Origin of the sequence: Mucilaginibacter sp. PAMB04168 (genome assembly GCF_039634365.2) — a bacterium.
Taxonomy (GTDB): domain Bacteria; phylum Bacteroidota; class Bacteroidia; order Sphingobacteriales; family Sphingobacteriaceae; genus Mucilaginibacter.
In genome coordinates this window covers 1,067,812-1,081,248 of the sequence record NZ_CP155079.2, presented here as the reverse complement: position 1 = coordinate 1,081,248, position 13,437 = coordinate 1,067,812, and the positions used below count along the sequence as shown (strand labels likewise).

Below are 13,437 nucleotides of genomic sequence, written 5' to 3'. Positions count from 1 at the left end.
ATCTGTTATTGCAAGGAACGAAGCTATGACGATTTTTTAAGAATTTTTATTATGAACATATTTGTTGTTAACTCGGGCAGCAGCTCCATCAAATACCAGTTATTTAAAATGCCGGCCCAAGATCCGGTTTGCAGTGGCCTGGTTGAACGCATTGGCTTAAGCAATCCAACCATCACACACAAAGTATTTTTAAATGGTGAAGAGAAAGTAATTAAGTTAACTCCTGAGGAACTGGACGACCATGAAGCCGGGTTAAAGGAGGTGAACAAACTGCTTACGGAGGGCGAACTTGCCGTTATACAAAACCCGGCCGATATTGAAGTAGTGGGCCACCGCATTGTGCACGGCGGCGAAAGGTTTACCACCACCACTATTATTAACGCTAACGTAAAAGAAGAGCTCAAGCAAACTTTCCAATTAGCTCCACTACATAACCCGGCGAGCTACCTGGGTATTGAGGTTGCCGAAAAGATATTTTCGGAGGCTACCCAGATAGGTGTGTTTGATACAGCTTTTCATCAAACGCTCCCACCAAAGGCTTACCGCTTTGCTATTCCTAATAATTATTATTCCGATTTTAATATTCGCAGCTATGGCTTTCATGGCACCAGTCACAAGTATGTAACCGAGCAAGCGGCAGCTCACTTAGGCAAAAGCCAACACAAATTCATTAGCATACATTTAGGAAATGGCTGCAGCATGGCGGCTGTGCATAATGGGCAGTCGGTGGATACTACGATGGGATTTGGCCCGCTGAGTGGTTTAATAATGGGTACCCGTTCGGGCGATATCGACCCAACGGTCATATTCTACCTGGTTAATCAGCTGGGTTATGATATTGAACAGGTAAGCAACCTGCTTAACAAACGCAGCGGCATGCTGGGTTTAACCGGCCACAGCGATATGCGCGATATTACCGCCGCTATTGAACAGGGTGATGAGAATGCCAAACTGGCTTATGACTTGTACGCCTATCGTATCAAAAAATATATAGGTGCATATGCTGCAGTACTTAATGGATTAGATGCCATTATATTCACTGCGGGTGTAGGCGAAAACGATGCTTTAATCAGGCAAATGATTTGTACTGATTTGGAGTTTTTGGGCGTACAATTGAATACAGAAGCAAATGGCACACGTGCTAAAGGTATCCGCGAAATACAAGCAACCGAATCAACCGTTAAAATACTGATTGTACCAACTAATGAGGAGTTAGAAATTGCGCAGCAGTGCTTTAACTTGCTTAAATAACTTTCCTCAAGCTATTTTAGTTAGGCAGCGCAACAGACAACGTAAAGGTTCTTTGATTAATGTCTTTAAATACGTAGGTTAGGGTTAGCAAAGCCCTAACCTATCATGAACACTTCAGCTTCACAACGCATCCAATCCATTGATATACTGCGCGGATTAGTTATGGTAATTATGGCGTTAGACCACGTGCGCGACTTTTTGCACAATGACGCCATGTTGCACGATCCGCTGGATTTAAAAACCACCACGCCCATTCTGTTTTTTACCCGGTGGATCACGCATTTTTGCGCGCCGATTTTTGTGTTTTTATCGGGTCTATCGGCCGGGTTGGCCGGTCAAAAGCGTAGCCGGGCTCAAACGTCTTCCTTTTTAATTAAACGCGGTTTGTGGCTAGTTGCCGTTGAAGTGGTGCTTATTACGCTGGCTTTAAGTTTAAACCCACTGTACAACATGGTTTTCTTTCAGGTGATATGGGCCATAGGTATCAGCATGATTATACTAGGATTATTGCTGCGTATATCAAACAAAATAATTTTACCATTGGGATTGTTGCTTATTGTTGGGCACGATGCTCTGCAGTATTTACCGCAGCCAAAAAATGTTGTAAGCACGGCATTATTAAATATATTATTTACAGCACGTTTCTATATCATCCCCTTACCTGGTAATCATTTCTTAGCGTTTTTGTATGCTGTTTTGCCATGGACAGGTATTATGCTGCTGGGCTATGCCGTTTCGGCCTGGTATGTCAATGAGAGTCATCAAAAAAACAGACGCTTAGCATTATCGATCACGGGTTTCCTGCTACTCATCGCATTTATTTTGCTGCGCAGTGCTATAGGTTATGGTGATCCTTCCCCTTATGTTTCCCAACGCAATATAACAGGCTCCGTCTTGGCTTTTCTTAATGTGAGCAAATATCCGCCATCGTTACAATACACCTGCCTTATGCTAAGTTTTGGGTTTATTTTTTTAGCAGTCACCGAAAACAGCCATAATAGGTTAGCGAACCTATTTAAGGTATATGGGAAGGTACCATTCTTTTATTACGTACCGCACTTTTACCTTATCCGTATTGTTACGATAGTTGTCTTTTTCGCCTCCGGATACACGGTAAAAAATATCATATCGCCCAACATACCATTCCTGTTCAGGCCGGCAACCATGGGGTTTTCGTTAGGTGTAACTTACCTTTTTTGGATAGGTATTGTGGCACTGCTATACTGGCCGTGCAAATGGTTTGCAGGGTATAAGCAGCGCCATCGAGGCAAATGGTGGGCGAGCTATGTATAAACCAAAAGAGCTTACGAAACCGTAAGCTCTCCTCTAATATCAGTTTCCAGCCAGTGCTTTACTTCTTTTGGATCTTCAAACTGGCTGAGTAAAAACATGGTTTTAGTAATGGCGGCTTCAAAGGTCATGTCGTAACCATTGGCTACGCCAATATCTTTTAATTGCTTGCTGGTTTCATACCGGCCGAGTTCTACCGTACCTACCTTACATTGTGATATATCTACAATTACTTTACCGCTATCTATAGCGCCTTTCAGCATGTCAATAAACCACTGATCGGTTGTAGTATTACCGGCGCCAAAGGTCTCCATTACAATTCCTCTAACGTCCGAGTTTACAATGGTATCAACCACCTTAGGGCTAATACCCGGGTAAAGCTTTAACACCGCTACATCATTAACCAGTTCCTTATGAACAATCAGCTCTTGTGTTCCGGGTTGCCGTATATCGTTTATACTAAAACGCAAATGTACGCCCGATTCGGCCAGTACCGGGTAGTTGGGCGAACGGAAAGCCTCAAATTTAGAGGAGTTGTATTTGAATGCACGGTTGCCTCTAAACAGCTTGTAGTCAAAGTAAATACAAACCTCGGGCACACGAACTTTATCGTTCTTTTTAGCCTTAGCCAATTCTATGGCAGTCATCAGATTTTCCTTCGCATCAGTACGAATGGCGCTGATAGGTAGCTGCGAACCGGTAAAAATAACCGGCTTAGCCAAATTCTCGAGCATAAAGCTGATGGCCGATGCTGAGTAAGCCATGGTATCGGAGCCGTGCAAAATCACAAACCCATCAACCTCGTTATAATGTTTTTGAATCAGGCCCGCCAGCCGGCTCCATATAGCCGGACTCATGTTCGACGAGTCGATAATATCCTCAAACGAGTGTACTTTAATACGGCAGTTTAAACGTTCCAGTTCCGGAACGTTCTCCATAATTTGTTCAAAATTGATGGGAACCAAAGCTTTGGTTCTCGGGTCGCTCATCATACCGATTGTCCCCCCGGTATAAATGATCAGAATTTGGCACATGTATAACTGGTTATGCTATAAAAATATAAATCGTTAGTTATAATCGCACTCATACACCAAAAATAATTTTCGAATTTTCGGTTGTGATCTGTGCTACATTTTCCAGGCTGGTTTGATGCAAGTCGGCTACTTTTCGTGCCACATGTATTAAATACGAGCTTTCGTTGGGCTTGCCCCTAAATGGTACGGGAGTAAGATACGGAGAATCTGTTTCTAAAACGATATGTTCTAAGCTGATTTGCTCAACAACCTTATCCAATCCAGCATTTTTGTAGGTAACTACGCCACCTATCCCTAACTTAAATCCTAAGTCAATGATTTTGTTGGCCTGTTCAAGCGTTCCCGAAAAGCAATGAAAAACACCACGCAGCTTATCGTCGAACGCTTGCTCCAAAACGGCATACACCTCATCAAACGCATTGCGGCAGTGAATGTTTATAGGCAGTTGCGCATCTTTAGCCCAGTTGATTTGAGTGCGAAAGGCTTCCTGTTGTTCTGTTATGAAAGTTTTGTCCCAATACAAATCTATACCAATTTCACCTATAGCATAAACTTTGGCTTGTTGCAGGGCTGTATAAATGGCATCCAGTTCCTGCTCCCAGTTAGCTTTCACATCACATGGATGCAAGCCCAGCATCGGAAAACAGTGTTGCGGGTAGGCGCTTACCATCTCCATTACCTGTGGTATACTGGATGAATCAACATTGGGCAAAAATAACCGGCTAATGCCGTTATCCAGGCAACGCTGCATCAGTTCGACCTTTTTTACCGGGTCGGTTTCGTAATATTGATGCGTATGCGTATCGGTTAGTACCATGCTGCGAAAGTAAAAAGCCCTGCGTGGTTAATGCAGGGCTTTTTGATAATATTATTTACGGGTGACTTTTTTCTTCGCCACCGGTTTCTTAGTCGGCGCTTTCTTTTTGGCAACGGGCTTTTTGCCAGATGACTTCCAGGATGTTGAATCCAATACACCTCGGGAAGCAACAGGAGGCTTGCCAGTGCCTTTTATTATCTTAACCAACTCTACATCAAACACCAACGGGCTAAACGGCCGTATAACCGGTGCTGATCCGCGCTCGCCATAAGCTAACGCTGATGGAATGATGAATGTGGCTTTTGAACCTTCGTTCAGTAAAAGTAAACCTTCATCCCAGCCGGGTATCACCTCGCCGTTACCTAACAAAAATTTAATAGGTTCGTAATTACGGCCGGTTTGCTCCAAAGCTGCGGCCTTAGCCACCTCGGCTAGGCTTGAGTCAAATACTTTACCATCCAGCAAACGTCCGGTATAATTTACTACTACCGTATCATAAGCTTTTGGCTTAGGACCGTTACCGGGTGCAGTAACCAGGTATCTTAAGCCTGATGCAGTGCTAAGCGGCGTAAGCTTCTTATCAGCAACGTAGGCATTAATACTTGGCACTTCTTCTTTACGCCATTTTTCCATCATGGCAGTTTGCTCAGCACGGGCTTTTTCCATTTCAACTTTGGCTTCGGCCATGGCCTCATCGTAAGTTTGGATTTTTTCCAGTTTAATACCAAAATTCATGTAGCTGCCTTTTGGTAAAAACGGTGGACGCTTATCTTCCATGCCGGTAAAAATAGAATCGGTAGGAACCCGTACCAAAACACTATCGTTTACACTTAATAAGGAGAAAACTTCCATAAGGTCGGCCACATTCTTAGATGGCTGCACCTGCGCCTTAGCAGGCCTGCCCATTTGGTAAGAACTGCCTAAAAGCGAATCTTTATCTGTTTTCTGTGAAAATTGAAAGGTAATAACGTCGCCTTGTTTCACTTTAGCTCCGTTACCCTGCTTTACAATAGTGTATAATGCCCCCTTAGGTGTTTTAATGAAGTTAGCTTGTCCCAAAGCCGGGCTAACTGCAATACCTAGAAGCAATAAATTCAGAAATAACTTTTTCATTATATAAATAAAAGGCCTTCTTAAACGCTTAAGAAGGCCTGTATAAGATTAACGTTGAGTAGTAGGCGCTTGTTGCTGTTGCATTGGCATTTGCGGTGCAGCTGGTTTTGGAGCGTTAGGGTTTGGATGAACAATGTCAACCAGTTCCACTTCAAACACAATTGGTGCAAACGGCGGCACCGGACCTACGCCCTGCTCGCCATATGCTAAGCTCGAAGGAATAACCAAAGTAGCTTTGCTACCTTTGTTTAATAATTGCAAACCTTCATCCCAACCAGGTATTACAGCACCGGCACCTACCGCAATACGGATAGGTTGGTAAGGACGCATAGCATCATAAGTTTTGTTCTTTTGAGCTACGTCTTTCAAACTGGTATCAAATACTTTACCGCTGGTTAGCTTACCTACGTAATTTACAACGGCAGTGTCGCCTTTGGCAATTTTAGCACCCGAACCTTGTTTGGTAATTTCATAATAAAGACCTGAAGGTGTTTTAGATGCTTTAACATTGTTATCATCAATGTATTTTTTAATTTTTCCTGGCTCTAAGCCTTTCATTTTGGCTGCCTCACCTTTAAAGTATTCGCTGATGCGGCCTTGGAAAACCTGGTCGGCCAATTTTCCTTTAGGAATAATCTTAATAACTTTTACCTGATAAACAATGTATTTACCTTTAAAGCCCGGTGGCTTAGGACCAGTTTTGAAAGCCGAGTCGGCGTTTACTTTGATGGTGGCACTATCACCTTCGCTCAACAGGTTAATACCGGCATAAACGTCGCCTTTAAATTGTGGTTTCGGCATTAAGGTTGGTACTGGCTTGCCAGTATCATATGAATTGAATAACACTGAATCGGCATCGGTTTTGGCAATCAGGTTAACACTGATGAAGTCTCCTTCTTTAACAGCCGCACCATCTTTATCCTCATGAATATTATACAGCAGGCCGCCCTCTCCTTTTTTAAATCCGCTGTTGCAACTGGCTAAGCCAATAGCTGCCACAGCTAAAAACATAAAGCTTTTTCTCATTTTTATTGAATTAATAGTGTTTTATACTCGGGTAATATTTGTTTGAATTTCTCAATGGTTTGTTCGAGCGAAAGCTCAGACTGGCCGCCTGCCGCATTACGGTGACCGCCGCCTTTAAAGTACTTTTTACAGATCTCGTTAGCGGGGAATGTACCCGTAGAGCGTAATGAAAGCTTAACCAAATCTTTACGTTCTACAATAAACGCCGCAAGCTTTATACCTGCTATAGATAAGGCATAGTTTACTATACCTTCAGTATCGCCGGTATTTACGTCGTATTGTTTAAGCTCGGCATGGGTAACGGCAATAAGGGCCGTATTGTAATCAGATAGTATTTCTAGCTTAGCGCTCAGGCAGTAACCCAAAAAGCGCAAGCGATTTTCGGAAGCGTTGCTGTATACCAACTCATGTATACGCCAATTAACAGCGCCGGCATCAATTAGGCTGGCTACAATGCGGTGCACATTGGCAGTGGTGTTAGGCAAACGGAAGGAAGCTGAATCAGTCATGATACCGGTGTACAAACAAGTGGCCACATCGGCGTTGATCAGATCAGCGCGTTGCAGTTCATCGGTTATAAAGCTGTAAACAAGCTGGGCAGTTGCACAGGCATTAATGTTCCAATAACGGTAATTATCAAAGTCTTCTGGTTCCAGGTGATGGTCAATCATCACCTTAACGGCGCTGCTTTCACGCACCAGTTCGCCCATTTGGTTAATGCGGCTTAGTGCGTTAAAGTCAAGGCAAAAGATAAGATCAGCCTCGGCTATCAATAGTGCCGACTGTTCAGTTTGCTCAGTGTAAATGATCACCTCCTCGTTACCCGGCATCCACCAAAGGAATTCAGGATAATCGGTAGGTGCTATTACTTTGGCATGGTGGCCCTGCTGTATCAAATAATTGTACAAACCCAAAGACGAACCCATAGCATCGCCATCGGGCTTGTGATGCGTGGTAATAACAATTTTTTGGGGCTGGTTTAATATATTATTAAGCGAAGCGGTATCTAACATCAACTAAAAAAAGAAGACGCAAATCTAAATAAATTAATTATATACCAATGATGTTAATTATACAAAAAGCTTTATCTTTCAGTAACAAAGCCTTACTTTTGCGCGAATTATTCAATAATAATGGAAAATAACAAAACTTTCACCATGATTAAGCCAGACGCTGTACGCAATGGCCACATTGGTGCTATTTTAGACCACATCGTTAAGGGCGGTTTCAAAATTTCGGCCATGAAATACACTTACTTAACTGCTGAAAAAGCAGGTGAGTTTTATGCCGTGCACAAGGAGCGTCCTTTTTATAAGGACTTAGTTGGCTTCATGTCTTCAGGCCCTATCGTAGCTGCTATTCTGGAAAAGGATAACGCCGTTACTGATTTCCGTACGCTGATTGGCGCTACCGATCCAAGCAAAGCCGAGCCTGGTACAATCCGTAACCTGTTTGCCGAGTCGATCGAAGCTAACGCGGTACACGGTTCAGACTCTGATGAGAATGCCGCTATTGAAGGCAGTTTCTTTTTCTCTGCTTTTGAGAAATTCTAAGCATACCTTGTAATACGCTCTCTTGCAGAGCAATTTATAAGAGATTTAAGGTCAGATTTATCTATTGGGAAACACAGAATTACCCCTTAGGTAAATCTGATTCTTTTTTGGGTCTATTGGCACGTTTTTTTCAGTATAAGCGCTGAATTTAACTAGCTTAGCCATATGAAGACGACGTCGAGAGCCGCAATTTACTCTGTATTTGTAGTATTATTTGCTATAGGGAGCTGGGAGTTAGTAAGGTTACATCCTGAAGTACAATTTACCTTTTACATACCCGCTGCCATCATGATCATCTATGCTGTTATACGCGATGACCTTTTCGCCAAACCTGGCCTCAACAACCTGCGGCATTCTAAAGGAAAATAATTTCCTCTATCAGCACATCACCCGCTTCGGCGTTAATTTTTTCTATAATTTGAGAGCGCATCATCATCAGCTCGTTTTTAACCACCGATGACTCAATGCGCAAAAACATCTTTTTATTATTGATAAAAAGCTCGCTTGTACGGTTGGCTACAGGTTTACCCACAATTTCGGGCCATGCCGCAATAACTGCCGTTTCATCGAAACGGCGTTTTATTTTATAGACGTTCAGCATCTGCTCTATTGCCTGTTTAATCGTCTTATCGTTAGTTTTACGCATGGTTATTAGGTAAGTGGTTGCATAAAGTACATAGCATCAATTGTAGGCGTTAGGGCTAAATGGATAAGGTGTTAGTTTAAAGCAACGTTCTTTATTTCAACTTACAACTTCTGTAACTTCTCCTTTATTTACATTGAACAGTTTCACATCAACATTAATCTGCTTAAATATACCCGTTACACGGCTGGCACTGGCATCGGTTATGAAAACCTGACCAAACTCATGGTTAGATACCAACTGCATTAATTTAGTGATACGGTGCTCGTCCAGCTTATCAAATATATCATCCAGCAACAACAGCGGTTTAAAACCCTTTTGCTGTTGCAAATAACTGTATTGAGCAAGCTTTAATGCAATTAAAAAAGATTTTTGCTGCCCCTGCGATCCGAACTTTTTAAGCGGCATCTGATGAATGGTAAAAAGCAGATCGTCACGATGAATGCCCGCTGTGGTACGCTCGAGCACACGGTCTTTTTCGGTGGTTTTGGTTAACAGCGCAGCAAAATCACTGGTGAGCAGTTGCGATTCATAAACCAGTTCCACATACTCTGCATCCTCGGTTAAAAAACTGTAATACTGATTAAAAATCACAGTGAAGCTTTCCATAAAAGCCTTGCGCTTCTGATAAATGCGCGAACCGGATGCTACCAATTGCTCATCGAGCACTTCGAGCAAGCCGGGGTCAAAACGGCCGGTTTCAGCAATGTTTTTAAGGAGGGCGTTACGGTTGCTCAATACTTTATTGTAAGTAATCAGCTCGTCGAGGTAATGATTATCCGTCTGCGAAATTACGTTATCTATAAACTTGCGCCGCTCCTCGCTCCCTTCCATTATAATACTGACATCATACGGCGAAACCATTACCAACGGGAAATGCCCAATATGATCGGCCAAACGTTGGTAATCTTTCTTATTGCGTTTAAAGATTTTCTTCTGGTTACGCTTTACTGAGCAGGCAACGGTTTCATTTATGTCGCTGCGTTCAAAAGCTCCGTTAATAATAAAAAAGTCGTTTCCCTGCCTTATCTGCTGGCTATCAATAGTACTAAAATAGCTCTTACATAACGAAAGGTAGTGTATAGCATCTAAAAGGTTGGTTTTACCAGCGCCATTATTACCTGTAAAAGCATTTACCCCATCTACAAAAGACAGTTGAGCCTCGGCATAATTTTTAAAATTAATAAGGGATAATTGCTGCAGGTACATAAAGTGAGGTCAAAGGTAGCAATAGGCGGATATTTTCGCGGAATAAGAACGTTAAAAAACGTGCGCGAATATTTAATGTTTTTAGTTATTGATAAAAATTTTTAAATACCTATTTTTGCACACTTAATTTTAGCATAGAAATGTCAAAGACGGAAGTGAATGCCAATGTTGCAACTGAGCAAAAGACCTTTGTACCAACAGGTGGCTTTGTAAGAGAAAATCAGAAAAGCCTATTATTTATTGGTGCGGCCATAGTTGCATTAATTGCTGTTTATATAGCTTACCAAAAATTATACCTGGCCCCGCGCGAAACGGATGCTGCCAACCAAATGTATATAGCTCAGGATCATTGGGGCAAAAAAGAGTGGGATAAAGCTTTAAAAGGCGATGCCGGCTACCCGGGCTTTGAAAAAATCATTAATGATTACAGCAATACCAAAGCTGCTAACCTGGCTTATTACTATGCCGGTACAGCTTACCTGAATAAAGGCGAATACCGTAAAGCAATTGACAATCTAACCAACTTTCGCGGTGATGACAATATGGTGGCAGCTGAGGCCTTTGGCAGTATTGCCGATGCTTATGTTGAGTTGAAAGACTACGAAAAAGCTGAAACTTATTTCAAAAAGGCAGCCGATAAAGCCGCCAATAAATTCCTTTCGCCCATCTATCTTAAAAAGCTAGGCTTGGTTTATGAAGCACGTAACGACAATAAAAGCGCCGCTGAAACCTACCAGAAAATTAAGACCGATTACCCAACCAGCGCCGAGGCACAAAATATAGATGGCTATATTGCCCGCGCCGAAGCAAAACAATAAGCAATCATTATTCGTATAACCTTTAGTTACCGTTTTGGCTAATTGGTTAATTAAATTACATACATGGCAACTCAGCTTAAAAATCTTTCTGATTTTTCCAATACTACCATACCCAGTGCGGCACCATACCGCTTTGGCATTGTTGTAGCTGAGTGGAATGCAAAAATTACAGGCGCTTTATATGGCGGAGCTTACCAAAGCCTGATTGATAATGGCGCATTAATTGATAATATTTTCACCTATTCCGTTCCGGGAAGCTTTGAGCTTACAGCAGGAGCCGATATTTTATTAAACAACAAACATCTGGATGCCGTTATTTGCCTGGGTTGTGTTATACAGGGCGAAACCAGACATTTTGATTTTATTTGCAATGCCGTTGCAAACGGCGTTAGCAATGTTGCTTTAAAATATGCAAAACCTGTTATATTTGGTGTGTTAACCACTGATAACGAGCAACAAGCCTTGGATAGGGCCGGAGGTAAGCATGGAAACAAAGGCGTTGAAGCTGCTGTTACTGCTATCAAAATGGCTGACTTTGCAAAACAGTTAATTGATTAATTAGACAGCATTTATAAGTAGCTCCAACATGAAAAAGATTATATACATTGGTTTAGTAGCCGCCTTGTTAAGCACATTTGCTTCTTGCTCTAATAAACTTTGCCCGGCTTATGGTTCATACCCCCGCCGCGGCCGCTAACACGTAATTGTCATATTCTATATCTGACATAAGCATTACTATACTTAGCTGTACTTTTGTTTAAAATATCTTTTTGATTATATGAATTGGATCGCGTTAGACTCGGCAAATCAATTGAATGACATTAAACAACAAGCCGGTTACAGTATCATTTTTAAACACAGTACCCGGTGTTCCATCAGCATGATGGCTAAACGTCGTTTCGAACTGGATTGGGAACAATTGCCTGATGGCCTTCCTCTTTATTTTCTGGATCTAATTAAACATCGCGACATCTCCAACAAAGTAGCCGAAGATTTTCAAGTTCACCACGAGTCACCGCAATTATTATTGATTAAGGATGGCGAATGTATTCTTGACCAATCACATGGTGCTATCTCGGTAGACGAAGCTTTATCTGTATTAGCATAAATATTAGAATACAAGAGCATTATAATTGAGCTGGCATTTCCTGCTTTATGGATGTTGGTTCTTGGATTGTTGTATCTTGCTTCTAAACAAAATTCCCTAAATTTGTATTATGATTGATTTGCCGGTAATTCCAGCCAACCAGGTGCAACGTAAGCCAGATTGGCTTAGGGTTAAGCTTCCTGTTGGTAAAGAGTATGCTCATGTTCGCAGTTTGGTTGATACGCATAAACTGCATACCATTTGCGAGAGCGGAAACTGCCCTAACATGGGTGAGTGCTGGGGTGCCGGTACAGCTACTTTCATGATACTGGGTAATATTTGTACCCGCTCCTGCTCATTTTGCGCCGTGGCTACCGGTCGTCCACTTGCGGTTGATTTGGATGAGCCTAACCGGGTTGCCACCTCGGTAAAGCTGATGCAGGTAAAACACTGCGTTATTACATCGGTTGACCGCGACGACCTGAAAGACGGCGGCTCTATAATATGGGCTGAAACCATTAACGCTATCCGTCGCGAAAGTCCTGAAACGACGCTAGAAACCCTCCTGCCCGATTTCAAAGGCAATTGGGACAACTTAGCCCGTGTATTGGCCGTTCGCCCTGAGGTAGTATCTCACAACCTGGAAACCGTACGCCGCTTAACGCGCGAAGTACGCATACAAGCCAAGTACGACCGAAGCCTGGATTGCTTAAGGCAGATATCAGCAGCCGGCCTTCGCACCAAATCAGGCATTATGCTGGGCTTGGGCGAACGCGAAGAGGATGTGTTGGAAGCCATGCAAGATCTTCATGACGCCGGCGTGCAAATACTAACGTTAGGCCAATACTTACAACCCACTCGTAGCCATCACCCGGTTATTGACTGGGTAACACCCGACCAGTTTGCATATTATAAAGAGGTTGGCTTAAACATGGGTTTCAGATATGTTGAGAGCGGTCCGCTAGTCCGTTCATCTTATCATGCTGAAAAACATTTGTTTGATTTATAATGTTGCGGTATAATATTTTATATTTACCCAGTTTTGGCCAAGAAGCATAAATCAACCCTTACAGAAGAACAACTTGTACTCGCTTTGCAGCGGCACGAAAAAGTAGCCGCCGAAGCGTTATACGAAATGTATTCTGCTGCTTTATATGGTGTAATACTGCGTATTGTAAATGACACGGCAACCGCCGAAGACGTTTTACAAGAAGCTTTTGTTAAAATTTGGCACTCTGCCACCAGCTACAGCGCTGATAAAGGCCGGCTTTTTACCTGGATTGTAAACATTGCACGCAATTTGGCAATCGACAAAATCAGGTCAAAAGATTTTAAAAATCAATTCAAAAACCAAGAGCTCGAAAACAACGTAGGTTACATCGACAAGCACAATAGTACGGTGTATAAGCCTGAGCTTTTGGGTGTAAAAGAGTTGGTTGATAAGCTAAGGCCCGAGCAAAAATCAATACTCGACCTCATCTATTTTAAAGGTTACACGCATACTGAAGCTGCAGACGAGTTAGGAATGCCTTTGGGCACCATTAAGACCCGTTTGCGCATGGCTATACAACAGTTACGCAAACATTTTAATTAACA

General features: G+C 42.4%; 16 protein-coding genes. 9 read left to right on the top strand and 7 right to left on the bottom strand.

Annotation, left to right across the window (positions count from 1 at the left end):
- The first annotated feature begins 51 nt into the window (after positions 1 to 51).
- Both ABDD94_RS04750 and ABDD94_RS04745 read left to right on the top strand, forming a co-directional pair.
- Positions 52 to 1,251: an acetate kinase gene (locus tag ABDD94_RS04750; protein ID WP_345954894.1), complete on the top strand. Its 1,200-nt coding sequence runs from the start codon at positions 52 to 54 to the stop codon at positions 1,249 to 1,251.
- 105 nt (positions 1,252 to 1,356) lie between these two features.
- Positions 1,357 to 2,544, top strand: coding sequence for a heparan-alpha-glucosaminide N-acetyltransferase domain-containing protein (locus ABDD94_RS04745; RefSeq protein ID WP_345954893.1), 1,188 nt, complete (start codon positions 1,357 to 1,359; stop codon positions 2,542 to 2,544).
- An 11-nt stretch (positions 2,545 to 2,555) separates the two neighbouring features.
- Here the strand turns inward: ABDD94_RS04745 and ABDD94_RS04740 are convergent, their stop codons facing one another.
- The 5 genes from ABDD94_RS04740 to ABDD94_RS04720 are packed head-to-tail and all read right to left on the bottom strand — an operon-like array spanning position 2,556 to position 7,544.
- On the bottom strand, positions 2,556 to 3,575 hold the full coding sequence (locus tag ABDD94_RS04740; RefSeq protein WP_345948682.1) for an asparaginase: 1,020 nt from the start codon (positions 3,573 to 3,575) through the stop codon (positions 2,556 to 2,558).
- A 49-nt stretch (positions 3,576 to 3,624) separates the two neighbouring features.
- A complete protein-coding gene (locus tag ABDD94_RS04735) occupies positions 3,625 to 4,392 on the bottom strand; it encodes a TatD family hydrolase (RefSeq protein WP_345954892.1) in 768 nt (255 codons plus the stop codon).
- Positions 4,393 to 4,443: 51 nt separating this feature from the next.
- Positions 4,444 to 5,505, bottom strand: a complete 1,062-nt coding sequence (locus tag ABDD94_RS04730; protein ID WP_345954891.1) for an FKBP-type peptidyl-prolyl cis-trans isomerase — start codon at positions 5,503 to 5,505, stop codon at positions 4,444 to 4,446.
- 48 nt (positions 5,506 to 5,553) lie between these two features.
- The gene (locus ABDD94_RS04725) at positions 5,554 to 6,531 is read right to left on the bottom strand and encodes an FKBP-type peptidyl-prolyl cis-trans isomerase (protein ID WP_345948685.1); all 978 of its coding nucleotides are present in this window, start codon (positions 6,529 to 6,531) and stop codon (positions 5,554 to 5,556) included.
- Positions 6,532 to 6,533: 2 nt separating this feature from the next.
- A complete protein-coding gene (locus ABDD94_RS04720; protein WP_345954890.1) occupies positions 6,534 to 7,544 on the bottom strand; it encodes a DHH family phosphoesterase in 1,011 nt (336 codons plus the stop codon).
- A 120-nt stretch (positions 7,545 to 7,664) separates the two neighbouring features.
- Here ABDD94_RS04720 and ABDD94_RS04715 point away from each other — a divergent pair, with 120 nt between their 5' ends.
- Positions 7,665 to 8,084 carry a nucleoside-diphosphate kinase gene (locus ABDD94_RS04715; protein ID WP_345948687.1) on the top strand — a complete coding sequence of 140 codons (420 nt, stop codon included), beginning with the start codon at positions 7,665 to 7,667 and terminating at the stop codon, positions 8,082 to 8,084.
- 165 nt (positions 8,085 to 8,249) lie between these two features.
- Positions 8,250 to 8,453 carry a hypothetical protein gene (locus ABDD94_RS04710; protein ID WP_345954889.1) on the top strand — a complete coding sequence of 68 codons (204 nt, stop codon included), beginning with the start codon at positions 8,250 to 8,252 and terminating at the stop codon, positions 8,451 to 8,453.
- Here ABDD94_RS04710 and ABDD94_RS04705 read toward each other — a convergent pair.
- Both ABDD94_RS04705 and ABDD94_RS04700 read right to left on the bottom strand, forming a co-directional pair.
- Complete coding sequence (locus tag ABDD94_RS04705) at positions 8,440 to 8,730, bottom strand: DUF721 domain-containing protein (RefSeq protein WP_345948689.1); 291 nt, start codon at positions 8,728 to 8,730, stop codon at positions 8,440 to 8,442. The two genes, ABDD94_RS04710 and ABDD94_RS04705, sit on opposite strands and share 14 nt — an antisense overlap.
- A gap of 96 nt (positions 8,731 to 8,826) precedes the next feature.
- The gene (locus ABDD94_RS04700) at positions 8,827 to 9,936 is read right to left on the bottom strand and encodes a DNA replication/repair protein RecF (RefSeq protein WP_345954888.1); all 1,110 of its coding nucleotides are present in this window, start codon (positions 9,934 to 9,936) and stop codon (positions 8,827 to 8,829) included.
- A gap of 140 nt (positions 9,937 to 10,076) precedes the next feature.
- Here ABDD94_RS04700 and ABDD94_RS04695 point away from each other — a divergent pair, with 140 nt between their 5' ends.
- The 5 genes from ABDD94_RS04695 to ABDD94_RS04675 all read left to right on the top strand — a co-directional run bounded on the left by ABDD94_RS04695 (position 10,077) and on the right by ABDD94_RS04675 (position 13,435).
- A complete protein-coding gene (locus ABDD94_RS04695) occupies positions 10,077 to 10,754 on the top strand; it encodes a tetratricopeptide repeat protein (protein ID WP_345954887.1) in 678 nt (225 codons plus the stop codon).
- 63 nt (positions 10,755 to 10,817) lie between these two features.
- Entirely contained in the window at positions 10,818 to 11,312 is a 495-nt protein-coding gene (gene ribH, locus ABDD94_RS04690) for a 6,7-dimethyl-8-ribityllumazine synthase (RefSeq protein WP_345948692.1), read from the top strand.
- A gap of 220 nt (positions 11,313 to 11,532) precedes the next feature.
- The gene (ytxJ, locus tag ABDD94_RS04685; protein ID WP_345948693.1) at positions 11,533 to 11,862 is read left to right on the top strand and encodes a bacillithiol system redox-active protein YtxJ; all 330 of its coding nucleotides are present in this window, start codon (positions 11,533 to 11,535) and stop codon (positions 11,860 to 11,862) included.
- Between the two features lie 109 nt (positions 11,863 to 11,971).
- Positions 11,972 to 12,850: a lipoyl synthase gene (gene lipA / locus ABDD94_RS04680; protein WP_345948694.1), complete on the top strand. Its 879-nt coding sequence runs from the start codon at positions 11,972 to 11,974 to the stop codon at positions 12,848 to 12,850.
- Between the two features lie 33 nt (positions 12,851 to 12,883).
- Positions 12,884 to 13,435, top strand: a complete 552-nt coding sequence (locus ABDD94_RS04675) for a sigma-70 family RNA polymerase sigma factor (protein WP_345948695.1) — start codon at positions 12,884 to 12,886, stop codon at positions 13,433 to 13,435.
- The last annotated feature ends 2 nt before the right edge of the window (positions 13,436 to 13,437 follow it).

Coding starts and splice junctions, on each gene's coding strand:
- ABDD94_RS04750 (WP_345954894.1), top strand. CDS start 52: ATGAACATATTTGTTGTTAACTCGGGCAGCAGCTCCATCAAATACCAG.
- ABDD94_RS04745 (WP_345954893.1), top strand. CDS start 1,357: ATGAACACTTCAGCTTCACAACGCATCCAATCCATTGATATACTGCGC.
- ABDD94_RS04740 (WP_345948682.1), bottom strand. CDS start 3,575: ATGTGCCAAATTCTGATCATTTATACCGGGGGGACAATCGGTATGATG.
- ABDD94_RS04735 (WP_345954892.1), bottom strand. CDS start 4,392: ATGGTACTAACCGATACGCATACGCATCAATATTACGAAACCGACCCG.
- ABDD94_RS04730 (WP_345954891.1), bottom strand. CDS start 5,505: ATGAAAAAGTTATTTCTGAATTTATTGCTTCTAGGTATTGCAGTTAGC.
- ABDD94_RS04725 (WP_345948685.1), bottom strand. CDS start 6,531: ATGAGAAAAAGCTTTATGTTTTTAGCTGTGGCAGCTATTGGCTTAGCC.
- ABDD94_RS04720 (WP_345954890.1), bottom strand. CDS start 7,544: ATGTTAGATACCGCTTCGCTTAATAATATATTAAACCAGCCCCAAAAA.
- ABDD94_RS04715 (WP_345948687.1), top strand. CDS start 7,665: ATGGAAAATAACAAAACTTTCACCATGATTAAGCCAGACGCTGTACGC.
- ABDD94_RS04710 (WP_345954889.1), top strand. CDS start 8,250: ATGAAGACGACGTCGAGAGCCGCAATTTACTCTGTATTTGTAGTATTA.
- ABDD94_RS04705 (WP_345948689.1), bottom strand. CDS start 8,730: ATGCGTAAAACTAACGATAAGACGATTAAACAGGCAATAGAGCAGATG.
- ABDD94_RS04700 (WP_345954888.1), bottom strand. CDS start 9,936: ATGTACCTGCAGCAATTATCCCTTATTAATTTTAAAAATTATGCCGAG.
- ABDD94_RS04695 (WP_345954887.1), top strand. CDS start 10,077: ATGTCAAAGACGGAAGTGAATGCCAATGTTGCAACTGAGCAAAAGACC.
- ribH (WP_345948692.1), top strand. CDS start 10,818: ATGGCAACTCAGCTTAAAAATCTTTCTGATTTTTCCAATACTACCATA.
- ytxJ (WP_345948693.1), top strand. CDS start 11,533: ATGAATTGGATCGCGTTAGACTCGGCAAATCAATTGAATGACATTAAA.
- lipA (WP_345948694.1), top strand. CDS start 11,972: ATGATTGATTTGCCGGTAATTCCAGCCAACCAGGTGCAACGTAAGCCA.